The organism is Streptomyces yatensis (genome assembly GCF_018069625.1).
GTDB classification, from domain to species: Bacteria; Actinomycetota; Actinomycetes; order Streptomycetales; family Streptomycetaceae; genus Streptomyces; species Streptomyces yatensis.
In genome coordinates this window covers 454252-477375 of sequence record NZ_CP072941.1, presented here as the reverse complement: position 1 = coordinate 477375, position 23124 = coordinate 454252, and the positions used below count along the sequence as shown (strand labels likewise).

Genomic DNA, 23124 nt, shown 5'->3' with positions numbered 1-23124 from the left:
GGCCGCCTCAGCGGAAGATTCCGGTGTGGCCGAGGGAGTAGCGGCCGGGCTGGGGATAGACCGCGAGCCCGTGCGGACCGCCGCCGACCGGGATCCGGGCGCGCAGCCGGCCGTTGCGGGTGTCGATCGCGTAGACCTCCGCGTTGTAGCGGCCCGAGAGCCACAGCACCTTGCCGTCGCTGGACACCCCGCCCATGTCGGGGCTTCCGCCGCCGGGCAGCCGCCACCGCTGCACCAGCTTGCCGGTCTTGAACGACAGCACCGAGATGGTGCCCTCGCCGCGGTTGGAGATGTACATCGAGCGGGAGTCGCGGCTGACGTAGAGGCCGTGGGTGCCCTTTCCGGTGGGCAGCAGCTTCGGCTTGCCGAAGGTGTCGCCGTTGAGCACCCACAGGCCGTTCGCCACCATGTCGGCGATGTACCACGTCTTGCCGTTGGGCGAGATCTTGACGTCCTGCGGCATGGCCCCGGCGATCGGCAGCCGCTGCTTGGCGACCACCTTCTTCTTCGCGGTGTCCACCTTCAGCAGCTCACCGGAGAACTCGCACGAGACGATGAAGTAGCGCCCGTCCGGCGAGAAGTCGGCGTGGTTGACGCCGTAGCAGTCCACCGGCACCGACTTGACCACCTTCATGGTGTGCGCGTCCCGGAAGACCAGCGCCCGGTCCATGGAGGCCATCACCACGGCGTACTTTCCGTCCGGGGTGAAGTAGAGGTTGTACGGGTCATGGACGTCCACCGGGCGGCCGACCCGGCCGTTGGCGGGGTCGATGGGGGTGAGGGTGTTGCCCAGGTCGTTGTTGACCCACAGCGTCCTCAGATCCCACGAGGGCACCACGTGCTGCGGCTGATGGCCCACCTGGATGGTGCGGACGACCTTGAACTTCTTCGGATCGATGACGCTCACCGTGTCCGAGAGCGTATTGGGCACGTACACCCGCGACGGGAAGTCCTTCACCGCCCGGGCCAGCTTCCCCGGCCGGTCGGCGGCGTAGAGGTCATGGGGGTTCAGCGGGGGCGGCATCCCCGGCAGCAGTTGCGCCAGCGCGGCCTTCCTCTTCGCCGCGGCCTTCGCCGAAGCGGCCGCCTTCAGCGCGCTCTGCCGCGCCGAAGCCGACTCCGCCCGGTCCGGCCGGTGCTCGTTGGTGGAGGCGCAGGACGGTACCGCGGCCCCGCACAGCAGCAGGACCGCCGCCGCCCGGACCGTGGCGCGCCGCCGGAGCGCGCGGGAGTGGGAGCGGGACGAGCCACGGGCCACGGGTTCCTCCAGCGTGAGGGTGGGCTTCGGCCGTCACCCGCACCGTGGCCGGCCATGGCCTCACCCTGGCACCGCCCCCGCCCACCGGCATCCGCCGGCGGCCAAGCGGGGGAGGGGCGTACCGCCCTCGGCCGAAGCGGGTGGGCCGCACGGGCGTAGGATCGCGGCCGACTCGGGGGAAGGCCCCGGCACTTCGCGCGGAGGGGGACGGACAGTGCGGTTCGGACTGCTGGGCACCGGACACTGGGCGGCCGAGACCCACGCGGCGGCGCTCGCCGCGCACCCCGAGGCCGAACTGGCCGGGATCTGGGGCCGCGACCCCGCGAAGGCGCGGGCGCTGGCGGACCGCTGGGGCACCCGCGCCCACGCGGACGCCGACGCGCTGATCGCCGACGTGGACGCCGTGGCCATCGCCCTCCCACCGGACATCCAGAGCGGCCTCGCCGAGCGGGCCGCGCTGGCCGGGCGCCATCTGCTCCTGGACAAGCCGCTGGCGTTCGGCACCGAGGAGGCCGACCGGATCGTGCGCGCCGTCGACGAGCGCGCCCTGGCCTCGGTGGTGTTCTTCACCAACCGCTTCGCGGCGCCCGTCGAGACCTTCCTCCGGGAGACCGCGGCGGCCGGTGGCTGGGACGGTGGCCGTGCCACCGCCTTCGCCTCGATCTTCCAGCCCGGCGGCCACTACGGCGGATCCCACTGGCGGCGGGAGCGCGGCGGACTGTGGGACGTCGGCCCGCACTCCCTGTCCGTCCTGCTCCCGGTCCTCGGCCCGGTGGCCGAGGTCACCGCCGTGGACGGGCCGCGCGGCGCCGCGCACGTACTGCTGCGCCACCAGTCCGGCGCCATCGGCACGCTCGCGCTCACCCTGGATGCCCGGCCCGCCGCCCAGGGCTTCTCCTGCGACTTCTACGGCGAGCGGGGGATCGCCGTAGTCCCCGACGCCGGGACCAGCGCGGTGGCGGCCTTCGCCGTGGCCGTCGACCGACTGCTGAGCGGCGCCCGTAACGGGGGCGCGGCCGACCCCTGCGACGTCCGGTTCGGCCGCGAGGTCGTCGCCGTCCTGGAGGCCGCCGACCGCTCCCGGCGCGAGGGGCGCACCGTCGTACCGCGCTGAGTGACCGCCGCGCCGCGCTGAGTGGCGAAAGGCCCCGATCTCACCGTCACGCCCCGCATATTCCGGCGTTCCCGGGGGAATCGGGGCCCATGACCAAGCTCAGCCTGCCCGATTCCGTCCGGGCCTGCCTGTTCGACCTCGATGGCGTGCTGACCAGGACCGCCGTGGTGCACGCGGCGGCGTGGAAACAGATGTTCGACGAGTTCCTGCGGCGGCGCGACGGCCCCTCCTACCGTCCCTTCGACTCGGCCCGCGACTACGACGAGTACGTGGACGGCCGCCCGCGCGCCGACGGGGTGCGCACCTTCCTGGCCTCCCGGCACATCGACCTGCCCGAGGGCGGACCGGACGATCCGCCCGACGCGGACACCGTGCACGGCCTGGGCAACCGCAAGAACATCCTGGTCCTGGAGAAGATCCGCGAGGAGGGAGTCGAGGCGTACCCGGGCTCGGTGCGCTTCGTGGAGGCCGCGCGCGCCGAGGGGCTGCGGACCGCGGTCGTCTCCTCCAGCGCCAACTGCCGCGATGTGCTGATCGCCGCCGGTATCGAGGACCTCTTCGAGGTGCGGATCGACGGTGTGGTCGCGGCCGAGCGCAAACTGCCCGGCAAACCGCACCCCGACACCTTCCTGGAGGCCGGACGGGAGCTGGACACCCCGCCCGAGGCGGCCGCCGTCTTCGAGGACGCCCTGGCGGGCATGGAGGCCGGGCGCGCGGGGCACTTCGGCTGTGTCGTCGGCGTGGACCGGGTGGGCCAGGCCGACGCGCTGCGCGCACACGGCGCGGACATCGTGGTCAAGGATCTCGCCGAGCTGCTGGAGGACGACTCGTGATCACCGATTCCTCATATGTCGTCGACCCCTGGATGCTGCGGGAGATCGATCTCCGGCTCGATCTGCTGCCCCAGAGCGAATCGGTCTTCGCGCTCTCCAACGGCCACATCGGCTGGCGCGCCAATCTCGACGAGGGGGAGCCCCACGGCCTCCCCGGCTCCTATCTCAACGGCGTCTACGAACGGCGTCCGCTGCCCTACGCCGAGGCCGGATTCGGCTATCCCGAGGCCGGCCAGACCATGATCAACGTCACCAACGGCAAGATCATCCGGCTGCTGGTGGACGACGAGCCCTTCGACCTGCGCTACGGACGGCTGCGCTCCCATGAGCGCGTGCTCGACCTGCGCGCCGGGGTGCTGCACCGCACCTGCGAATGGACCTCCCCCTCCGGCACCAGTGTGCGGGTCCGCTCCACCCGGCTGGTCTCCCTCACCCAGCGGGCCATCGCCGCCGTCGCCTACGAGGTGGAGGCCGTCGACGCCCAGATCCGCGTCGTCGTCCAGTCCGAACTGGTCGCCAACGAGCAGCTTCCCGAGCGCGCCGGCGACCCCCGGGTGGCCGAGGCCCTGGAGTCCCCGCTGAACCCCGAGGAGAACGCCGCCAACGACAAGCGGCTGCGGCTGATCCACTGCACCGAGGCCAGCGACCTGCGCGTCGCGGTCGCCGCCGACCACCTCATCACCGGGCCGCCGCCCACCCGCCACGCCAGCGAGAGCGCCGACGACGTCGCCCGCCTGACCATCACCTCGGTGCTGGAGCCGGGCCAGGTCCTGCGGCTGGAGAAGCTGGTGGCCTACGGCTGGTCGGGCGCCCGCTCGCTGCCCGCCGTACGGGACCAGGTCGAGGCCGCGCTCGCCGGGGCCGCCAGCACCGGTTGGCGGGGCCTGGTGGACCAGCAGCGCGCCTGGCTGGAGGACTTCTGGTCCCGCGCCGATGTGGAGGTCGAGGGCGACGCCGAGATCCAGCAGGCCGTGCGCTTCGCGCTCTTCCACGTCCTGCAGGCCGGCGCCCGCGCCGAGGAACGGGCCATCCCCGCCAAGGGCCTCACCGGCTCCGGCTACGACGGCCACACCTTCTGGGACACCGACACCTTCGTCCTGCCCCTGCTCACCTACACCTTCCCCGAGTCCGTGGCCGAGGCGCTGCGCTGGCGCCAGTCCATCCTGCCCGCCGCCCGGGAGCGGGCCCAGCAACTGGGCCACGACGGCGCCACCTTTCCCTGGCGCACCATCGAGGGCTCCGAATGCTCCGGATACTGGCCGGCCGGCACCGCGGCCTTCCACGTCAACGCCGATGTGGCGGACGCGGTGGTGCGCTACGTGGCCGCCACCGGCGACGAGGAGTTCGAGCGCGAGACCGGTGTGGAACTGCTGGTGGAGACCGCCCGGCTGTGGCGCTCCCTCGGCCACCACGACCACCACGGCCGCTTTCATATCGACGGGGTGACCGGCCCCGACGAGTACAGCGCCATCGCCGACGACAACGTCTACACCAACCTCATGGCCCAGTCGAACCTGCGGGCCGCCGCGGACATCATCGAACGCCATCCGGACAAGGGCGCCGAACTGGGCGTCGACGACGAGGAGGCCGCCGCCTGGCGGGACGCGGCCGAGTCCATGTCGGTCCCGTACAACAAGGCCCTGGGCGTCCACGAGCAGTCAGCGGACTTCACCGGCCACCAGGAGTGGGACTTCCAGGGCACCCGCGCCGACCAGTACCCGCTGATGCTCAACTTCCCCTACTTCGACCTGTACCGCAAACAGGTCGTCAAACAGGCCGACCTGGTGCTCGCGATGTATCTGCGCGGCGAGTGCTTCACCGAGGAGCAGAAGGCACGCAACTTCGACTACTACGAACGGCTCACGGTCCGGGACTCCTCCCTGTCCGCGTGCACCCAGGCCGTCATGGCCGCCGAGGTCGGCCATCTGCGGCTCGCCTACGACTACTTGGGCGAGGCGGCCCTGATGGACCTGAAGGACCTGGAACACAACACCCGAGACGGTCTGCACATCGCCTCGCTCGCCGGCACCTGGATCGCCCTGGTCGCCGGGTTCGGCGGAATGCGGCACCGCGACGGCAGGCTGGAGTTCTCGCCCAAGCTGCCCGAGAAGCTGGCCCGGCTCGCCTTCACCATGCAGGTGCTGGGCCGCAGGCTGCGCGTGGAGATCACCGGCCGCAGTGTCACCTACTCCCTGGCCGAGGGCGCCCCCATGGAGATCCGGCACTACGGCCGGCCCATCACCGTCTCCCAGAAGAACCCCCAGACCTGCGAGATCGCCGAGCTGACGGCACGTCCCGAACCCCACCAGCCCCCCGGCCGACGCCCGAACCGCCGCGCCTGAGCCGCGGAGGCACACACGGCGACGCCGGACACACGCGAGGACGTCCCACACAGCGAGGAGCGCGCGATGGACCCTCTGGAGGCCCTGGACCGGATCGCGTTTCTCCTGGAGCGCGCCCAGGCGCCGACCTACCGGGTGCGTGCCTTCCGCACGGCCCAGGCGGTGCTCGCCGGTCTGGACCCCCAGGAGGTCGAGCGGCGTGCCGCGAACGGCACCCTCCGGTCGCTCAAGGGGCTCGGACCGAAGACCTCCCAGGTGGTCCAGGAGGCGCTGCAGGGCCAGGTGCCCGGGTACCTGGCGAAGCTGGAGGCCGAGGCCGCCGAGGCCGAGTCGGAGCCCGACGAGGACGCGGCGAAGCTGTGCGCCGCGCTGCGCGGGGACTGCCATATGCACTCCGACTGGTCCGACGGCGGTTCCCCGATCGAGCTGATGGCCCGTACGGCGGCGCGGCTGGGACACGCATGGGCGGTGCTCACCGACCATTCCCCGCGGCTGACGGTGGCCCGCGGCCTCTCGGCGGACCGGCTGCGCGCCCAACTGGACGTGGTGGCGGAGCTGCGCCCGAAGCTGGCACCCTTCGAGCTGCTCACCGGGATCGAGGTGGACATCCTCCCGGACGGCTCCCTGGACCAGGAGCCGGAGCTGCTGGACCGGCTGGACGTGGTGGTGGCCTCGGTCCACTCCAAGCTGCGGATGGACGCCCGCCCCATGACCCGCCGGATGGTCACCGCTGTCAGCGATCCGCTGGTCGATGTGCTGGGCCACTGCACCGGACGGCTGCTCGGCGGAAAGCGCCCCGAGTCCGCCTTCGACCATGAGGAGGTCTTCGGCGCCTGCGCGGAGGCGGGCACCGCCGTGGAGATCAACTGCCGTCCGGAGCGGCTGGATCCCCCGCGCAGGCTGTTGCGCGAGGCCGTCCGGGCGGGGACCTTCTTCTCCATCGACACCGACGCCCACGCGCCCGGCCAGCTCGACTGGCAGCGCAACGGATGCGCCCGGGCCGTGCAATGCGGGGTGCCGGCGGAGCGCGTCATCACCACCTGGACGGCGCGCCAGCTGGTGGAGTGGACCCGCACGCGCCGGCCCCCGCGCCGTGCGAGCTGACGGCCTCCCTCAGCCGTGCGCATCGGCGGCCATACGCGAAATGCACGATGCAATCAGCTATTTGCGGTAAGTCCTTACATCATCTCCCCCGGCCGGACTACCGTACAGGCGTCGCACGCCCCGCCGGGGGTGTGGCGCACCGGGGGGAACGCATGACGGACATGGGTGAGCTGGACGACGCCGCCATCGAGCGGATCCTGACGATGGTCGACGCCTCGGCGCGCGCCGTCGCCGAGGACGAACACGAGGAGCTCTTCGAGGAGTTCGCCGAGGAGACGCGCGCCCGCCGGCGGGTGCCCGGCGCCGGGGAGTTCTTCGACGACCTCAGCGGGGCGCCCGCGGTCGACACCCATGTGTATCTCACCATCGGGCTGTCCGTGCTCGGCCAGATCGCCTTCACGGTGCTCTCGACCGCGACCGACATGGCCGTCCAGCGCGGACTGCGGGACGCCGTCGGCTATCTCAGGCGCTGCCTGCGCGGCGACGCCGCCACCGGCGGGACGGACACCGAGGAGGACGAGGACAGCACGGCCGGGCTCGCCCGGCGGGTGACGGTGGAGTTACTGCTCCCCCCGGAGGTGGACCCGGACACGGTACGGGCCGTCGTACGGATCCAGGCGGAAGCGCTCATCCGCTCCGAACCCGGCGCCGACGACGAAAACGACAGCGACGGCGAAAACGACAGCGACGCCGACGACGGTACGGACCCCGCCGGGCCCGGCCGTCCATGACCGCCGCGTCCCCGGTCCGCCGGCTGCGCCGGGCCGAGCGGACCTGCTGGACCGTGCTCATCGGGCCGCTGTGCGCGGCGCCCGCCACCGGGGCGAGCGTGCTGACCACAGGGGAGAATCGGCTGTCCGCGCCGGCCGCGGTCGGCGCCACCGCGTTCCTGGCCGTCCTCGTCCTCCTCGTCGTCTTCCTGCTGCCCCTCGTCAACGAGTGGCGGGCCGACTCCCTCAGCGGTCGTGAGGCCGAGGAGGCGCCGCACCCGGTCGACTGGTCGGCGAAGGGCTGGGTGCCCGTCCGGGACACCTTCCACTCCGCCGGACTGGACACCGCCCGGCTGGACGCGGTCTCCAGCTGGTCCCCGGTGGCCGACCTGAAGGTGGTCCACGTCCCCCAGCCGTCCCCGGGACGGCTGGGCCGGATGGAGGACTGGGGGACGCGACTGCAGCGCCGCAAGTCCGTCTGGGCCGTCGGCGCCGCGGGCGGACTGGCCTTCGCCGTACTGCAGGACCGGATCTCCCTGCCGTTCGACGGGAAGCGTCTCCTGGTGCCCGCGATCATCCTGGTCGCCGCGCTCTGGGCGGTCGCGGGCACCTTTGTCTACCACGCGGTCACCCTGAACATCCGCAGGCCCACCGTGCATGTCGCCATCCCGCGCAGCTGGCGCACCCTGCTCAGAAGCCCGGCCGGGGCGGTCCTGCTCCGGCACGAGATCTCGCATCTGCGCCACGGTGATCCGATGCGTCGGCGCTATCTGCGTCATGCGCCGGCGGCGGGGAAGGCCGCCGTGTTCTACGACGGGGTGACGGCCCTCGCCGTCACCCCCGTGGAGACCTCGGCGCAGACTGTCACGTCGATCACCGTCTTCCTCCTCACCCTGACCTGCGGCCTCTACGCCAACAGCCGCGCGGGCCGGGTCCTGGTCACGCTGATGGAGATGCGGGCGGACGCCGAGGCGGTCACGGACGCGGAGTCGGCGGACCGGCTGTCCGCCTTCCTCACCCATCAGCAGGAGAAGAACCCGACGCGGCAGAAGGCCGATCGGCTGCTGGCCCTCTCCCGCGGATGGACCGGCGGCCACCCCGCCCCCTACGCCCGTGCCGTCGCCGCCGCATGGGTCTTCGCGGCCGGCGTCTGTATTCCGGCGATCGGGATCTGGACGGGCGTCCTGGACGGGGTGTCCGAGTGAGGGACGGTCAGGGACGGTCGCAGGTCGACAGACCGGGCCGCCAGCGGCAGGCGATGGCGGCGAACCCGCCGTCCGCCGTCACCGGCACGGACAGCGTCTGCCCGCCGCGCACCACCGTGGGCGTGCGGACCAGACCGTTGGGGCCGTCCAGGATCAGATCGACGAGCCAGCGGCCCGGCTCCAGCCGCAGCGGCACCTCGGCGGTGTGCGCGGGGCCGGTGAACGTACCGCCGATGAACCACCGCGAGCCGTCGGCGCGGGCCAGCACCGCGCTCTCACCGGGCCGCCCGGTCAGCAGCCGGGTGCGGTCCCAGGTGGCGGGGATCTGCTCCAGGAAGCGGCGGGCGAGCGGACGGGCGTCATAGGACTCCGGGGTGCCCGCCAGATCCTGGATACCGGACTCGTAGAGCACCGACAGGCCGACTTCCCCCGCGTCCGAGCCCGCGTTGGGGCGCTCGGCCCGGTGGAAGGCCCCGGGGGTGAAGTCCATGGAGCCGATGACATTGCGGGTGAAGGGCAGCGTCGCCAGATGCTGCGGGGTGTTGGTCCGCTTCTCCTCGCCGTTCACCCCCTCCATCGACATCACCTGCGGCCAGGTGCGCTGGATGCCCTTGGGGATGGTCGAGCCGTGGAAGTTGACGAGCAGATGGTGGTCCGCGGTGGCCTTGAGGATCTCGTCGTACCAGCGCAGCGTCTCCTGGGCCTCGGAGTCCATGAAGTCGATCTTCACGCCCTTCACCCCCCACTTCTCCAGTGTGGGCAGCCACAGCTCGCGCTCCTCGGCGGTGTCGAGGTCGCGGTGGTGGATCCAGACCTGGATGCCCACATGGCGCTCGCGCGCGTAGTCCACGAGCTGCGGAATCCAGCTGTTCCGCGGCCAGTCGGGGTCGGTGACGTCCCACTGGTCGGGGTCGAAGTACCAGCCCGCGTCCACCACCACATACGGCCAGCCGCGCTGGGTCGCGTAGTCCACGTACCCCTTCTGCATCGACAGGCTCTGCCCGGCCGGCTTGCCGCCCGCGAGCCAGGTCCACAGCGCGGGCCCGGGCCGGATCCACGAGGTGTCGGCGACCCGCGACGCGGGGGCCAGATCGTCGGTGAAGGTGGACTCGGTGACGGTCGGCAGATCGCCCACGATCATCGCGCGCCAGGGTGTGCTGAGCGGTCCGTCGGACGCGACCCGCTGGTCCCAGAGCCCGATGCGGTACGTGGGCTGCCCCTGCTGATGGATCAGCCGGGCGGCGGAGTAGCGGCCGCTGAGATCCGACTCGGCGATCAGGGCGTAGCCGCCCGCCGTCTCGAAGAGCGCCTGGGACATGTACTCACCGGTGGGCGCGGTCGCGGCGGTGTACTCCTTGAACAGGTTCTCGTTGTCCTTGCGGTAGTCGCCCAGCCATGCGGCCGCGTCCGCGGGCAGGGTGAACGCCGAGGTCTCGCCGAGGACATCGCCGCTGCCGGAGGGCAGGACATAGCGATAGGCGACCCCGTCGTCCGAGACCCGCACCACGAGGTCCAGCCGGGCGCTCCCGCTGCCCCGGAACCGGAAGCGGGTCTCGGTCATCCGCGCCGTGCGCGAGCGCTCCTTGCCGACCGTCGACCGGTAGCGCTCCACGACGGTGCGGTCGTGGCGCCCCAGGTAGCGCAGCCCGTGCGACAGATCCGCCCGTTCGGTGACGATGCCCACGGGCGAGGGTTCGACCACGGTCCGTCCGCCCCGGGACACTTGGAGCGTCAGCGCTCCTGAGGCTCCGTCGAGCCGCAGCTGCGCGAGGGGACCGGAGTGGGGTGAGGGGCCTCGCACGGTCCAGGCGGAGTCCTTCGCCTGCGCGGGCCCGGTGATGAAGAGCGTCATGGCCAGGACGCCGCAGAGCAGAAATGCCACAGCGGAGCGTCGGTAAGATCTCGGCATTGTTGCCTCCCGAGGCGGATACGTTACCGAGTCATCCGATAACTGGGGAGGGGGCGGGCGTCATTACGCCCCGTCAAGGGTCATTGGCGGTTGAGAGATCGGATCTATAGTGGGACCGCTTCCCGGGATGGAGCCACGGGTGGAGGGTCGGCGGATGGACCCGCGTACGGTCCGGACAGGGAGGCGCACACGATGAGCGGCATGGCTCGACCCGGCGACCCGGACCGGGAGACGGCGAACCGGGAAACGGTGAACCGGCAGATCGCGAACAGTGAATCGGCGGACCCGGACCCGGACCCGGCGCGCGCCGAGCCCGAGGGCGGGGAGCCCGCCTGCTGGCTGGATCGGGTCTGCGCCGACTGCGGCGCGATCCAGGACACCGCGTCCTTCGCCCGCTGTGCGCGCTGCGGAGCCCCCAGGGAGTGAGCGCACGGGGCGCCCCGGCCGCCCGCCCCCGGTGCCCAACTCCCTTGGACAGCCCACCAGGTACGGTCTGATCATGACCGCCGGAGCGCGGATGCCGGCCGCCGGAGACCGCGGCCGCCGTACCCCGCCCGGACGACCCACGGCATCACGGACCAACGGGGGGCTTCGCCGTCGTGTTCTCCACCTCCACCTCCGCCCCGCCGATCCCCTCGGGGGCGGCCCATATGGTCGTGTGCGGTGACGACGCGCTCGCCCACCGCCTCGCCGCCGAACTCCACTACGTCTACCGGACCCGGGTGACGGTCGTCATCCCCGGCGGCGCGCCCCTGGCGGACCCGGCCGGGCAGCGGGCGGCGGGATGGTGGCCGGGCGGCCGTACCTCCGCGCTCTTCGGCCGGTTCAGCGCGGCCGTCGGACGGGTCCCGCTGCCCCGGCAGACCGCGGACGACCCCGCTCCGGACGGGGGAGTGCGGGTCATGGAGGTCCCGGCGCTCGACGAAGAGGTGCTGACCGAGGCGGGCGCGGAGCACGCGACGGCGCTCGCCCTGGTCCATGACGACGACGAGGCGAACATCCACGCCGCCCTCCGCGCCCGCCGCCTCAACCCCCGGCTGCGGCTGGTGATCCGGCTCTACAACCGCAAGCTCGGCCAGCATCTGGAGGAACTCCTCGACGAGGCGGCGCGGGTGGCGGATCCCGGTATGGACCCGGCAGAGCTGGACGCCACCACCACCGTACTGTCGGACGCCGACACCGCGGCGCCCGCCCTGGCGGCCACCGCCGTCGCGGGCACCAGCAAAGTCCTGCAGGCCGACGGGCTGCTGCTGCGCGCGGCCGAGCGCACCCCGCCCGGCCCCGACGAGGTGGCCCGCCCGGGGCTGTGCACCCTCGCCCTGCTCTCGTCCACCACCAGCGACCCCGGCGGCAGCGAGGGCTCCGACAGCAGCGGCGACGAAGGGCCCAAGCTGCTGCCCGGAGACGAGGAAGTGGCCGCCGCCACCGGGCGCGACACGGTGGTGCTGGAGGCCGTCTCCGCCACCGGACCACCGCTGCCGCCCCGGCGGCTCGGCACCCGCAGACTGCCCCTCGCCTCGCTGTTCTCCCGCCGGCTGCGCTGGTCCGTCGCCGGAATGGCGATCGCCGTGCTCGCCCTCACCATCGCCTCCTGGCAGCTCACCGGCGCGGGTCTGCTCCGCGCCGCCTACCTCACGGTGCTCGATGTGCTGGCGATCGACGACCCGGCGCTGGACGAGCCGACCGGGCGCAAAGTCCTCCAGCTGCTGTCCGGGCTGATCGGACTGCTGATGCTGCCCGTCCTGGTGGCCGCCGCGCTCGAAGCGCTGGGCACCTTCCGCACCGCCTCCGCGCTGCGCCGCCCTCCGCGCGGCCTCTCCGGCCATGTCGTGCTGCTCGGGCTCGGCAAGGTCGGCACCCGCGTCCTGGCCAGACTCCGTGAGATGGACATCCCCGTGGTGTGCGTGGAGGAGGACCCCGGGGCGCGCGGCATCCCGCTGGCCCGCAGGCTGGGGGTGCCGACGGTCATCGGCGATGTCACCCAGGAGGGCGTCCTGGAGGCCGCCAAGATCCAGCGGGCACACTCCCTGCTCGCCCTGACCAGCGTCGACACCACCAACCTGGAGGCGACGCTGTACGCCCGCTCGGTCAAGCCCCGGCTGCGGGTGGCGCTGCGCCTGTACGACGACCGCTTCGCCACCGCCGTCTACCGCACACTGCGCGCGGCCCATCCGCGGGCCCTCACCCGCAGCCGCAGCGTCTCCAGCCTGGCGGCACCGGCGTTCGCGGGGGCGATGATGGGGCGTCAGATCCTGGGCGCCATACCGGTCGAGCGCAGGGTGCTGCTCTTCGCCGCCCTGCATGTCGCCGGGCATCCGCAACTGGAGGGGCGTACCGTCGCCGAGGCGTTCGCGCCGGGCGCCTGGCGGGTGATCGCGCTGGACGCGGCGGAACCCGCCGACCGGCAACGCGACCTCGCCGCGGCGCCTCGTGACGACGGCGCCACCCAGGAGCCCGCCCTGGTGTGGGATCTGCACCCCGGCTATGTCCTGCGCCCGCACGACCGCGTGGTGCTGGCGGCCACCCGCCAGGGCCTGGGCGAAATCCTCGCGGGGGCGGCGGCCCGCCGCGACTGACGCCGACCCGTCCGTGGCCCTCCCGCGAGCGGGGGCCACATGGTGCGGCGGTGCCCGGGATGCGATGATGCCGGGCGACAAGGGCGACGGCGGAACGAGGAAGCCGGTGTGAATCCGGCGCGGTGCCGCCACTGTGATCGGCGAGCGGATCCCGAACAGGCCACTGCCCGTACGCGCGGGTGGGAAGGCCGGGACGAGCATCGACCCGAGAGCCAGGAGACTCACGCGGTCGCCTCCTCGACGCAAACCGGGGCGGACTTCCCCGGAGGAGGGCGATGCGCCATGCCTGTCAGGCCGACCGACCCGGTGCCCTGCCGGGTGACCGTATGCCGGGACTGCTGCTGCGGCAGCCCCAAGGTGACCGGAATCGACCATGCGGCGCAGCTCGCGCGGCTCCGTGAGGAGGTGCCCGTACGCGTCTCCGAGTGTCTGGACGTCTGCGATCAGGCCAATGTGGTCGTGGTGCAGCCGTCGGCCGCTGGACGTGCCGCCGGGGGCAGGCCGGTGTGGCTCGGGCTGGTCAACGACACGGACGCGACGCAGGACATCGTGGCCTGGGTCGCGGCGGGCGGTCCCGGGGTGGCACCGCTGCCCGACATCCTCGATCTGTACGCCTTCTCGCCACGGCGGAGCGCCTCGCCCGAGTCAACATCCGGCGGGCGCTGACCGTCCGAAGTTCCCTGCGGCGTACGGGAGTTGCTCATCGGGGGCAGGAGTCTGGCGGCCCCGCACCCGGTGGGCTACCGTCGGTAACACGTTGCCGTCGCGGCAATCCCCTTCGCATCTCCCGCACCCTCCGAACCCCTTCCGGAAGGCAGCCCATGGAGAACTCCACAGAGAATTCCGCCTCGCCGGCCGGGATCAGCCGCCGCCACGCCCTGACGGCGGCGGGCGGTGTGCTCGCCGGTGCCGCGCTCGCCCAGGCGGCGGTCCCGGCCTTCGCCGCCTCCGGGGCGTCCTCGGACGCGGACGCCATCGTGGTCGGCGGCGGGCTCGCCGGGCTGGTCGCCACGGCGGAACTGGCGGCCGCGGGACGCAAGGTGCTCCTCCTCGACCAGGAGCCCGAGAGCAACCTCGGCGGCCAGGCGTTCTGGTCCTTCGGCGGCCTGTTCTTCGTCGACTCCGAGGAACAGCGGCTGATGGGCATCAAGGACACCCATGAACTGGCCTGGCAGGACTGGCTCGGCACGGCCGGCTTCGACCGTGGCGTCTTTGATCCCGGCGGCCAGGACTACTGGGCCCGCAAATGGGCCGAGGCGTACGTGGACTTCGCCGCCGGGGAGAAGCGGTCCTGGCTGCACGGGCTCGGCGTGCGGTGGTTCCCGATCGTCGGCTGGGCCGAGCGCGGCGGCGGCCTCGCGGACGGGCACGGCAACTCGGTGCCGCGTTTCCATGTCACCTGGGGCACCGGTCCGGCCGTGGTCGAGCCGTTCGAGAAGAAGGTGCGGGCCGCCGCGAAGGACGGGCGGGTGACCTTCACGTTCCGGCACCGGGTGGACGATCTGGTGGTCACCGGCGGTGCCGTCACCGGGGTCAGCGGCGCGATCCTGGAGCCCAGCGACGCCGCCCGCGGCAAGCCCACCTCGCGCACCGTGGTCGGCCACTTCGAGCTCAACGCCCCGGTGGTGATCGTCACCTCGGGCGGCATCGGCGCCAACCACGATCTCGTACGGCGGAACTGGCCCGACCGGCTCGGCTCACCGCCGAAGTTCATGGTCACCGGCGTCCCGGCGTATGTGGACGGCCGGATGCTCGCGATCACCGAGAAGGCGGGCGGACGGATCGTCAACCCCGACCGCATGTGGCACTACACCGAGGGCCTCAGAAACTACGACCCGATCTGGCCCGGCCACGGCATCCGCATTCTGCCGGGCCCCTCGTCGATGTGGTTCGACGCGAAGGGCAAGCGCTTCTCCACCCCCGACATCCCGGGCTACGACACCCTGCACACCCTCGAGACGATCACCGCCACCGGCTATGACTACTCCTGGTTCGTCACCACCCAGAAGATCATCGCCAAGGAGTTCGCGCTCTCGGGCTCCGAGCAGAACCCGGACCTGACCAACAAGGACATCCTGCAGCTCCTCTCCCGCATCTGGCAGACACCCGAGCCGATCCAGCGGTTCCGGGACAAGGGCGAGGACTTCGTCGTCGCGGGCACCCTGCCCCAACTGGTCGCGGGCATGAACAAGTTGACCGGCGACAACCTCATCGACCTGGCCGACCTCACCCGGCAGATCGAGGCCCGCGACCGCGAGATCGCCAACCCGTACACCAAGGACGTCCAGGTCATGGGCATCCGCAACGCGCTCGCCTACCCCGGGGACACGCTCAGCCGCACCGCCTCCGCACACCGGATCCTGGACCCGTCCGCCGGACCGCTGATCGCCGTGCGCCTCAACATCCTCACCCGCAAGACCCTCGGCGGCCTCCAGACCGACCTCACCGGCCGGGTCCTGGACGCCTCCGGCAACCCGATCAGCGGCCTGTACGCGGCCGGTGAGGTCTCGGGCTTCGGCGGCGGGGGAGTGCACGGCTACCGCTCCCTGGAGGGCACCTTCCTCGGCGGCTGCCTGTTCTCGGGCCGCGCCGCGGGCCGTGCGGCGGCGGCCGCGACCGCGACCTGAACCGGCGGGCGCGGCGGCGGTGGCGCACCGGACACATGGCAGACTCCTCCTGCGGTCCGCGGGCGGCCGGGAGCATCCCGGCCCGTCAAGTCGCCGGGGGCAGGGGAGGGTGCATGGGCGGGGACGATCCGCATATCCATGTGGAGTCGAAGGTGGTCCGAGGCGTCGCCGCCGTCCGCAACATGATGGCGTCCACCTTCGGGCTGGCCGGTGACCTGCCGAGCAACATCGCCACCGGATGCGGGCAGCGGGCGCCGTACGCGATGACCTCTCCGCGGCCGGAGAACGTCACCTGCCTTGCCTGCCGTGAATACGCGCGGCTGGAGCATCTGCGCTTCGCGGACGAGCTCGAACGGCTGGGGCGGATGCCCGGATCGACCATCAGCACGGCCCAGGCGAAGCTGGCCGCGGACCGGCATCGCGACCTCGCGAAGCGGTTTTCCGCCGCGGAGTGAGCGGACGGGCGGCGGAGTGTCCGCCGCCCGCCCCGCCCGTCGGCGGATGCGGCTACGGCACCCGCCCGGGGCCCGTCCGGGCAACGGTGTACTCAGCTGCCGTGCTCACGCCTTCCGGCCGCTGCCGGCGCCGCCCGGGGACGGCTGTGGGCGCGGTGAGGACGGCCAGGCAGGCGAGGACGAGCGCGATGCCGGTCCAGCCGACGGCGGGGAGGCGCTCGCCGATGACCAGCACGGCGAGCACGGCGGCGACGGCCGGCTCCAGCAGGGAGAGCGTGGTCGCCGTACTCGCGGGTACATGTGCCAGTCCCCAGCCGAACAGCGCGTAGCCGGCGAACATGGGCACCACCGCCATGTAGGCACCGACGGCCATATTGGACCCGGAGTCGAGCAGCGGCGCGCCGGTGACCAGGAGGACGGGCACGAGGAGCAGTCCGCCCAGGCCGAACACCGCGCCCATCGCCGCGCGGGAGGCGATGCCTTGGGTGATCAGCCGGTGCGCCGCCCAGGAGTAGAGGGCGTAGGTCGTGGCCGCGATGAGGCCCAGCCCCACGCCGAGCATCGTGGCGGCCATGGATGGCTGCTCGCGGCCGCCGGGGGCCTGAGCGGCTTGGGCCGCGCACAGCATGAGGGTGCCGAGGAGGCCCAGGGCGGCGCCGAGTGTCCAGCGGCGCGTCAGCCGGCGCCGGTCCATGACCCGTTCGATCACGGCTGAGGCCAGTGGCGCCATGCCGATCGACACCACGGTTCCCACCGCCACTCCGGCCAGGTGCATCGAGCTGTAGAACGCCAGGGGGTAGACCGCCACCGCGAACGCGCCGAGCAGTACGGTGGCGCGCCGCGCCCGCAGCCGCGGGGCCTGACGGGCGATGCGGGGGGCCGCGACCAGGGCTTGGAGCAGCCCGCCCAGGCCCATGGCGACGGCGCCGATGGCGAGGGGCCCGACGTCCGGGGCGAAGGTCGCCGCGGTGCCGGTGGTGCCCCACAGCACGGACGCGGCGAGCACACACAACGATCCGGCGCCCGCCGAACGGGCGCCGTGTCCGGTGGGCCGCCTCACAGCCTGTCCAGCAGGGCCGCCGCCATCGCGCGGGCGTGCCGCAGCCGGCTGCCGTCGCCTTCCAGCCCGGCCCGCGCCATCGCGCCCTCCAACAGGAACGACAGGTGCTCCGCCATGGTGCGCACGTCGTCGGGGCGCTCGGGCAGCAGCTCTTCGAGATGCCCGGCGATCAGGCGCTCGACCTGCTCCTTGTGGCGGCGTACGACACTCCGCCCTTCGTCTCCGGCGGGCAGCTCGGCGGCCGCGTTGAGCAGCCCGCAGCCGCGAAAGCCGCGCTCGTAGGCGAACGCCGCGTGATCGGCGTAGGCGTCGAAGGCCGCGAGGACACCCTCGCGGGGGTTCTGGGCCCGCTCCAGCCGGGAGGCGTACAGCGCGAGCCACTCCTCGTGCCGGGCATCGAGATAGGCCCTGACGAGATCGGACTTGGAGGAGAAGTTGTTGTACAGGCTCATCTTCGCCACGCCGGCCTCGGTGGTGATCGTGTCGATTCCGGTCGCCGTCACGCCGTCGGCGTAGAAGCGCCGCGCGGCGGCCGCCAGCAGGCGCTCCCGGGCGGGCCGCCGCCTGCCGGGATCCGTCGTCCTCGTACCGGTCTCACTCATCGCATGCACCCCGACAGATTAGGTAGGTAGGTCTACCTACTGTAGAGGGGCGATGGGAGATCCGGGAAGTGGGTTTCACCAGCGGTCGGCCCCCACGGCCGTCGCCGACTGAGCGGCAGAACGGCGGGCACTCGAACGGGCCAGGACGTGGCCTGCTCGGGCGATGGTGATCTTCCAGAGGGCGGAGGAGAGATCATGGCAGCCGAGACCTATGACCCCCGGCGAACGGCGGTGCTGCTCGTCGACCCGTACAACGACTTCCTCTCCGAGGGAGGCAAGGTCTGGCCGGTCGTGCAGAGCGTGGCCCAGAAGGTCGGTCTGCTCGACAACCTCCGTGCCGTCGTCGGCACCGCCCGGCAGTCCGGGGTGCGGGTGGTGTTCGTCCCGCACCGCCGCTGGGAGCCGGGTGACTACGAGTCGTGGACCCACCCCAACCCGACCCAGCGGAACATCATGGTCCGGCACAGCTTCGCCCGGGGCACCTGGGGCGGGGAGTTCCATCCCGACTTCCAGCCGCGGCCGGGGGAGGTGGTGGCCCATGAGCACTGGGCGCAGAGCGGGTTCGCCAACACCGACCTGAATATGCAGCTCAGGCAGCACGGCATCACCCATGTGATCCTCGTCGGACTGCTGGCGAACACCTGCATCGAGTCCACCGGGCGCTTCGCCATGGAGCTCGGCTACCAGGTCACGCTGGTCCGTGACGCCACCGCCGCCGCCACACCCGAGATGATGCATTCCGCGCATGAGCTGAACGGCCCCACGTTCGCCCATGCCATCCTCACCACGAGCGAGCTCCTCACCGCGTTGCCGGGGGAGGGCTCCGGGGTGTAGCGGCCGTGTTCTACGGCGCGGGGGCCGAGCCGGAACCGATGACGCGGCCCTCCGGGATCTCCGCACGGGGCGGGCTCTCCCGGGATCGGCGCGGCGTCAGGTGGCGGACCAGGGCGATCCCGGTGAGGACGGTGACGAGTGCGCACACGCCCCACCAGCCGGCCCGGGCCCAGACCTGGACCCCGAGCCAGGAACCCGCGCTGCCGCCCAGATAGGCGCAGGTCATATAGGCGGTGTTGAGTCTGCTGCGGGCGTTTGGGCGCAGGGCGTAGACGCGGGCCTGATTGGCGACCATGCCGGACTGCATCGCCACGTCCAGGAGCAGCGTGCCGACCGTCAGGGCGGCCAGGCCCAGCGTGCCGCCCCGGGCGCCCGCGGCGAGGATCAGGGCGGAGACGAGGACCCCGAGCATGCAGACGAGGTTCACCGGATCGGGCCCTCGGCGGTCCACCAGGCGGCCGGCGAGCGGGGTGCAGAACATGGTCGCCGCGCCGACCAGGGCGAGCATCCCGACGGCCTGGGCGCCCAGCCCGTAGGCCGGACCGGTGAGGAGCAGCGCCAGACAGGTCCAGACGGCCGAGAATCCACCGAAGACGGTCGCCTGGTACAGACACGAGCGGCGCAGCTCCGGCTCGGTGCGCAGGAGCCGCAGCGGTTCGGCCAGCAGCGCGGGATAGGACTGCCGGGAGCCCGGGGCCGTGGCCGGCACCGCGAACGCCAGGACGGCGGCGAGGAGCAGGGCCAGGACCGCGGCCACGAGATAGGGGGCCCGCCAGCCCAGCCACTCGCCGAGCGTGCCGCTGAAGGTGCGGGCCAGCAGCATGCCTCCGGTCGATCCGCTGAGCAGAGTGCCGATCACCGCTCCTCGGCGGTCGGCGGCCACCAGTCCGGCCGCCAGCGGGCCCACGATCTGCGCGGCCACCGTGGTCAGGCCGACGAGGGCACTGGCGGCGACGAGGGGCGGCAGGGCCGGTGCGCACCCCGCGGCGAGCAGGGCCAGGCCGGTGAGGGCGAGCAGGACGACGAGGAACGTGCGGTGCGGGATCCGGTCGCCGAGCGGCACCAGCAGGACGATCCCGGCCGTGTAGCCGACCTGGGTGGCGGTCACCACCAGGGTGGCCGAGCCGGCTGACACCTGCAGCCCGTCGGCGACCAGCGGGGCGATGGACTGCGGGAAGTAGATGTTGCCCACCGCCACCGCGCAGGTGATGGCGAGGATCAGGACCATACGGCGGCTCATGCGTCAGTCCACCGGCCATCGGTGGCACCGGTCGCCACGGCCGTCGCCTGTGCATGCGTGGGATGCGTCATGGGCTGAAGTCCATGGCACCGGCGTGCCCTTGCCAATCGATGTAGCGTACGGCTCAATGATCAGCTTCGCGCTCGATGTCGAGGACCTGGCGGACACGCGGTTCGCCGTATCGCCCTTGAACGAGACGGTGTTCAGCCTGCGGGTGCTGCACGACCCGAGCCTGTCGGCGGTGCACCTCCCGTGGCGCAGGTCCGTGCTCGGCGGACTCGGCGACCTGGACACGGACCTGCTGATGTCCCTGGTGGCGCGCAGACGCACCCTCCCGGACTTTCTGACTCCGCGGCCCGCGAGCTTCGCCCCGGCCTTCGAGGACGAACTGGCCGTCGTCCGCCGGACCCCTCCCGGCCTGGTCCGCCGCGACCTGCCGGCCACCCACGCGCCGGATCCGCTGCCCCCGGCGCTGCGCGACGCCACCGCCGCCGACGACGCACCCGTCGCGGCACTCCGCGACACCATCTGCGCCCTCCTGCGGCAGTACTGGGAGATCGCCGTCAAGCCGATGTGGCCGCAGATGCGACTGGTCGTGGAGGCGGACATGACCTATCGCGCGCGGCAACTGGCCATGGGCGGCGCCCGTTTGCTCTTCGCCGATATGCACCCCGATCTGCGATGGCACAACGGGGTGCTGTACATCGCCAAGATGATCAGCCGGCACCATGTCGCGGCTTCCGGCCGGGGACTGCTCCTCCTGCCCTCGGTCTTCGCGCACAAGCCCGCGCCCCCGCTGAGCCCGGAGGAAGCACCGTCGCTGGTCTATCCCAGCCGCGGAGTGGCGACGCTCTGGGCCTCGGCGCCCACCGACGCCGCGCCCGCTCTCGTGTCGCTCATCGGCGCGCCCAGGGCGAGGCTTCTCGGCCTCCTGGAGGAGCCACTGCCCACCGTGGAGCTCGCCCGCCGCCTCAGGGTGACGCCGAGCGCCGTCTCCCAGCACCTGCGGGTGCTGCATGCCACGGGGCTGGTCACCCGGGCACGCCACGGACGGCAGGTGCTGTACCGGCGAAGCACCCTCGGCGACCGACTCGCGGCCCCGGACGGGTCGTACGGGTGAGGCCGTGGCGGCGGGGCAGAGCCTCACCCGTACGTCCTTGACTTCACGTTCGGTTCAACTTTTACGGTCGATTTCGTCGAACGAGTTCACGCAACGACGGAGGGACCGGCCATGGAGTACTCCCACAGCGACGCCGAACTGATACGGCAGCCCATCGGCTACTGGAGTTGGGCGGCGTACAAAGCCGTTGTCACCCGCATCCAGAGCACGCTCGCCGGGATCGGTACCACCCAGCCACAGTGGTGGGTCCTCGCGCAGGTCGCCCACGCCGACCCGGACAAGACCCGCGAGGAGGTGTCCGACCTCCTCGGCAACTATCTCGAAGCGGGCCCGGCGGTCATGGAGGAGGAGATCGACCGGACCATCGCCCAGGGCTGGATCACCGAGGACGCCGAGGGACGTCTGGGACTCACGGCGGAGGGCAGAACCTTCTTCGACAAGGCCGCGGCCCTCCAGGACGAGCTGTGGACGGAGCGGCACGCAGGCATCTCCGACGAGGAGTACCTGACGACGATGAAGGTGCTGCAGCGCTTCATCCACAACACGGGCGGACATGCCTGGCACCACTAGGGAGGGACCGGCCCCGTGTGGTCGTGGGTGTTCCGGGCGGTGTGAAACCGCCCGGAACACCCACGGCACCAGAGCCGCGGGCGCGCCTACCTGGCCAGTTCGGCCGGTACATCCAGCCGGGTCAGCTTCCGTGGGTTTCTCACCACGTAGATCCGGGTGATGCGCCCGTTCTCCACCAGGAGGCTCACCGCGGACGGCTCGCCGTCGAAGGCGAGCCGGCCCGCGGGCGCGCCGTTGAGCCATACGGGCGTCGTCTCGAACGCGGCCACCACCTGGTTCGCGCGCGCCAGCAACTTCGCCACTTCCTCGACGCCGTGGATCGGAGCCCGCGCGGCGGCCACCACCCCGCCACCGTCGGCGATCATGACCACGTCCGGCGCCATGATCTCCATCAGCTCCCGCACCTGCCCGGTCCGCAGCGCGGCCAGGAACCGCTCCACCACGGCCTGCTGCTCCGACCGGCTCACCCGCATCCGCGGCCGCCTGGCCGCCACATGCTCGCGGGCCCGTCGGGCGATCTGCCGCACCGTTGCCGCGGATTTCCCGATGGCCTCGGCGATCTCTCCGTACGGCAGGTCGAAGACCTCGCGCAGCACGAACACCGCCCGCTCGGCCGGTCCGAGCGTTTCCAGGACGGTCAGCATCGCGATCGACACGCTCTCCGCGAGTTCGACGTCCTCGGCGACATCGGGGCTGGTCAGCAGCGGCTCCGGCAGCCACTCGCCGACGTATTCCTCGCGGCGGCGCGACAGTGTCCGCAGGCGGTTGAGCGCCTGGCGGGTGACCGTGCGGACGAGGTACGCCCGCGGGTCGCGCACCCGCGACCGGTCGACGTCGGCCCACCGCAGCCAGGACTCCTGGACCACGTCCTCCGCGTCGGCGGCCGACCCGAGCATCTCGTAGGCGACCGTGAACAGCAGGCTGCGATGGGCGACGAACGGATCCCCGGTCATGCCGTGGACGTTACGCCGGACGACTGCGCGGGGCGCCCGGCCAGCGGAATCCCGCAGGCGTCGGAGTAGCCCTGCGAGGTGATTCCGTGCGCGATGTTGGACCTGCTCGCGAAGTTGGCGAAGCCGATGTACACGGTGAGTTCGACCAGCGCCGCCGGGCCGAGCCGGTCCAGCAGGCTCGCGGACAGCTCATCGGTGACGGTCGGCGGTGTGTTCGTCATGGCCTCGGCGTACTCCAGGACGTCCCGCTCCAGCGGTGTGAACACCTCCGACTCCCGCCAGCGCGGCACCTGGCTCGCCTTGGCCAGGTCCAGTTTCTGGTTCAGCGCGAGGAAGTAGTTGATGTCGAGGCACCAGCTGCACCCGATCTGCGCGGCGACCGCCATATGCGCGAACGTCTTCAGGCTCGCGTCGGCGGCGTCCCACGCACCCAGCCTGGCCGCGAACTCCCGGTTCGCCTCGGCCACCTTGGGGTTGTTCCACAGCACCTCGTCGGGCTCGGGCACCTCACCGAGCTGCTTGAGCAGGATTTCCCGGAGCTCGGTGGGGAGCTCCCCCTTCGGAACGCGTAGCGACATGGTGTTCTCCCTGTGCGGTTGCCTGTTCGGCATG

At 72.1% G+C, this 23124-nt stretch carries 21 protein-coding genes and 1 riboswitch; of the genes, 14 read left to right on the top strand and 7 right to left on the bottom strand.

What is annotated here, in order from left to right:
- Positions 1–7: 7 nt before the first annotated feature.
- The gene (locus J8403_RS02155; RefSeq protein WP_211121563.1) at positions 8–1258 is read right to left on the bottom strand and encodes a YVTN family beta-propeller repeat protein; all 1251 of its coding nucleotides are present in this window, start codon (positions 1256–1258) and stop codon (positions 8–10) included.
- A 214-nt stretch (positions 1259–1472) separates the two neighbouring features.
- Here J8403_RS02155 and J8403_RS02150 point away from each other — a divergent pair, with 214 nt between their 5' ends.
- The 6 genes from J8403_RS02150 to J8403_RS02125 all read left to right on the top strand — a co-directional run bounded on the left by J8403_RS02150 (position 1473) and on the right by J8403_RS02125 (position 8566).
- Positions 1473–2372: a Gfo/Idh/MocA family protein gene (locus J8403_RS02150; protein WP_211121562.1), complete on the top strand. Its 900-nt coding sequence runs from the start codon at positions 1473–1475 to the stop codon at positions 2370–2372.
- An 89-nt stretch (positions 2373–2461) separates the two neighbouring features.
- Positions 2462–3205, top strand: a complete 744-nt coding sequence (locus tag J8403_RS02145) for an HAD family hydrolase (RefSeq protein ID WP_211121561.1) — start codon at positions 2462–2464, stop codon at positions 3203–3205.
- Positions 3202–5547, top strand: coding sequence for a glycoside hydrolase family 65 protein (locus J8403_RS02140; RefSeq protein ID WP_211121560.1), 2346 nt, complete (start codon positions 3202–3204; stop codon positions 5545–5547). Before J8403_RS02145 ends, J8403_RS02140 begins: the two co-directional genes overlap by 4 nt.
- Positions 5548–5613: 66 nt before the next feature.
- Entirely contained in the window at positions 5614–6651 is a 1038-nt protein-coding gene (locus tag J8403_RS02135; RefSeq protein WP_211121559.1) for a PHP domain-containing protein, read from the top strand.
- 152 nt (positions 6652–6803) lie between these two features.
- Positions 6804–7382 carry a hypothetical protein gene (locus J8403_RS02130; protein ID WP_211121558.1) on the top strand — a complete coding sequence of 193 codons (579 nt, stop codon included), beginning with the start codon at positions 6804–6806 and terminating at the stop codon, positions 7380–7382.
- Positions 7379–8566, top strand: a complete 1188-nt coding sequence (locus tag J8403_RS02125) for a hypothetical protein (RefSeq protein ID WP_211121557.1) — start codon at positions 7379–7381, stop codon at positions 8564–8566. Before J8403_RS02130 ends, J8403_RS02125 begins: the two co-directional genes overlap by 4 nt.
- A 7-nt stretch (positions 8567–8573) precedes the next feature.
- Here the strand turns inward: J8403_RS02125 and J8403_RS02120 are convergent, their stop codons facing one another.
- Positions 8574–10475, bottom strand: coding sequence for a glycoside hydrolase family 97 protein (locus tag J8403_RS02120; RefSeq protein WP_211121556.1), 1902 nt, complete (start codon positions 10473–10475; stop codon positions 8574–8576).
- Between the two features lie 201 nt (positions 10476–10676).
- On the opposite strand from J8403_RS02120, the gene J8403_RS02115 reads away from it, so the two are divergent.
- The 5 genes from J8403_RS02115 (at position 10677) to J8403_RS02095 (ending at position 16133) form a co-directional block, all read left to right on the top strand.
- On the top strand, positions 10677–10901 hold the full coding sequence (locus J8403_RS02115; RefSeq protein WP_211128718.1) for a hypothetical protein: 225 nt from the start codon (positions 10677–10679) through the stop codon (positions 10899–10901).
- A 224-nt stretch (positions 10902–11125) separates the two neighbouring features.
- Entirely contained in the window at positions 11126–13051 is a 1926-nt protein-coding gene (locus J8403_RS02110; RefSeq protein WP_211128042.1) for an NAD-binding protein, read from the top strand.
- 60 nt (positions 13052–13111) lie between these two features.
- Positions 13112–13289, top strand: a riboswitch (cobalamin riboswitch).
- 44 nt (positions 13290–13333) lie between these two features.
- Positions 13334–13717, top strand: a complete 384-nt coding sequence (locus tag J8403_RS02105; protein WP_211121555.1) for a (2Fe-2S) ferredoxin domain-containing protein — start codon at positions 13334–13336, stop codon at positions 13715–13717.
- Positions 13718–13872: 155 nt separating this feature from the next.
- A complete protein-coding gene (locus J8403_RS02100; RefSeq protein ID WP_211121554.1) occupies positions 13873–15678 on the top strand; it encodes an FAD-binding dehydrogenase in 1806 nt (601 codons plus the stop codon).
- 113 nt (positions 15679–15791) lie between these two features.
- Positions 15792–16133 (top strand): hypothetical protein, encoded by a 342-nt coding sequence (locus J8403_RS02095; RefSeq protein ID WP_211121553.1) that lies wholly within the window; start codon positions 15792–15794, stop codon positions 16131–16133.
- Between the two features lie 52 nt (positions 16134–16185).
- Here J8403_RS02095 and J8403_RS02090 read toward each other — a convergent pair whose 3' ends face one another.
- Together J8403_RS02090 and J8403_RS02085 are read right to left on the bottom strand one after the other, a co-directional pair.
- Positions 16186–17193 carry a DMT family transporter gene (locus tag J8403_RS02090; protein WP_211121552.1) on the bottom strand — a complete coding sequence of 336 codons (1008 nt, stop codon included), beginning with the start codon at positions 17191–17193 and terminating at the stop codon, positions 16186–16188.
- Entirely contained in the window at positions 17190–17795 is a 606-nt protein-coding gene (locus J8403_RS02085; RefSeq protein ID WP_211121551.1) for a TetR/AcrR family transcriptional regulator, read from the bottom strand. The genes J8403_RS02090 and J8403_RS02085 overlap by 4 nt, the downstream gene beginning before the upstream one ends.
- Before the next feature lie 195 nt (positions 17796–17990).
- Between J8403_RS02085 and J8403_RS02080 the strand changes: the two genes are divergently transcribed.
- Positions 17991–18629: a cysteine hydrolase family protein gene (locus J8403_RS02080; protein ID WP_211121550.1), complete on the top strand. Its 639-nt coding sequence runs from the start codon at positions 17991–17993 to the stop codon at positions 18627–18629.
- Between the two features lie 10 nt (positions 18630–18639).
- Here J8403_RS02080 and J8403_RS02075 read toward each other — a convergent pair whose 3' ends face one another.
- Positions 18640–19869 carry an MFS transporter gene (locus J8403_RS02075; RefSeq protein WP_246585647.1) on the bottom strand — a complete coding sequence of 410 codons (1230 nt, stop codon included), beginning with the start codon at positions 19867–19869 and terminating at the stop codon, positions 18640–18642.
- 127 nt (positions 19870–19996) lie between these two features.
- Between J8403_RS02075 and J8403_RS02070 the strand changes: the two genes are divergently transcribed.
- Positions 19997–20989, top strand: a complete 993-nt coding sequence (locus J8403_RS02070; RefSeq protein ID WP_211121549.1) for an ArsR/SmtB family transcription factor — start codon at positions 19997–19999, stop codon at positions 20987–20989.
- A gap of 111 nt (positions 20990–21100) precedes the next feature.
- Positions 21101–21559: a MarR family winged helix-turn-helix transcriptional regulator gene (locus tag J8403_RS02065; protein ID WP_211121548.1), complete on the top strand. Its 459-nt coding sequence runs from the start codon at positions 21101–21103 to the stop codon at positions 21557–21559.
- Between the two features lie 86 nt (positions 21560–21645).
- On the opposite strand, the gene J8403_RS02060 is transcribed toward J8403_RS02065, so the two are convergent.
- A complete protein-coding gene (locus J8403_RS02060; protein WP_211121547.1) occupies positions 21646–22512 on the bottom strand; it encodes an RNA polymerase sigma-70 factor in 867 nt (288 codons plus the stop codon).
- A complete protein-coding gene (locus tag J8403_RS02055; RefSeq protein WP_211121546.1) occupies positions 22509–23090 on the bottom strand; it encodes a carboxymuconolactone decarboxylase family protein in 582 nt (193 codons plus the stop codon). Before J8403_RS02055 ends, J8403_RS02060 begins: the two co-directional genes overlap by 4 nt.
- Positions 23091–23124 lie beyond the last annotated feature (34 nt).

Coding starts and splice junctions, on each gene's coding strand:
- J8403_RS02060 (WP_211121547.1), bottom strand. CDS start 22,512: ATGACCGGGGATCCGTTCGTCGCCCATCGCAGCCTGCTGTTCACGGTC.
- J8403_RS02070 (WP_211121549.1), top strand. CDS start 19,997: ATGATCAGCTTCGCGCTCGATGTCGAGGACCTGGCGGACACGCGGTTC.
- J8403_RS02120 (WP_211121556.1), bottom strand. CDS start 10,475: ATGCCGAGATCTTACCGACGCTCCGCTGTGGCATTTCTGCTCTGCGGC.
- J8403_RS02125 (WP_211121557.1), top strand. CDS start 7,379: ATGACCGCCGCGTCCCCGGTCCGCCGGCTGCGCCGGGCCGAGCGGACC.
- J8403_RS02075 (WP_246585647.1), bottom strand. CDS start 19,869: ATGAGCCGCCGTATGGTCCTGATCCTCGCCATCACCTGCGCGGTGGCG.
- J8403_RS02115 (WP_211128718.1), top strand. CDS start 10,677: ATGGCTCGACCCGGCGACCCGGACCGGGAGACGGCGAACCGGGAAACG.
- J8403_RS02065 (WP_211121548.1), top strand. CDS start 21,101: ATGGAGTACTCCCACAGCGACGCCGAACTGATACGGCAGCCCATCGGC.
- J8403_RS02100 (WP_211121554.1), top strand. CDS start 13,873: ATGGAGAACTCCACAGAGAATTCCGCCTCGCCGGCCGGGATCAGCCGC.
- J8403_RS02095 (WP_211121553.1), top strand. CDS start 15,792: ATGGGCGGGGACGATCCGCATATCCATGTGGAGTCGAAGGTGGTCCGA.
- J8403_RS02055 (WP_211121546.1), bottom strand. CDS start 23,090: ATGTCGCTACGCGTTCCGAAGGGGGAGCTCCCCACCGAGCTCCGGGAA.
- J8403_RS02145 (WP_211121561.1), top strand. CDS start 2,462: ATGACCAAGCTCAGCCTGCCCGATTCCGTCCGGGCCTGCCTGTTCGAC.
- J8403_RS02110 (WP_211128042.1), top strand. CDS start 11,126: ATGGTCGTGTGCGGTGACGACGCGCTCGCCCACCGCCTCGCCGCCGAA.
- J8403_RS02105 (WP_211121555.1), top strand. CDS start 13,334: ATGCCTGTCAGGCCGACCGACCCGGTGCCCTGCCGGGTGACCGTATGC.
- J8403_RS02080 (WP_211121550.1), top strand. CDS start 17,991: ATGGCAGCCGAGACCTATGACCCCCGGCGAACGGCGGTGCTGCTCGTC.
- J8403_RS02135 (WP_211121559.1), top strand. CDS start 5,614: ATGGACCCTCTGGAGGCCCTGGACCGGATCGCGTTTCTCCTGGAGCGC.
- J8403_RS02130 (WP_211121558.1), top strand. CDS start 6,804: ATGACGGACATGGGTGAGCTGGACGACGCCGCCATCGAGCGGATCCTG.
- J8403_RS02085 (WP_211121551.1), bottom strand. CDS start 17,795: ATGAGTGAGACCGGTACGAGGACGACGGATCCCGGCAGGCGGCGGCCC.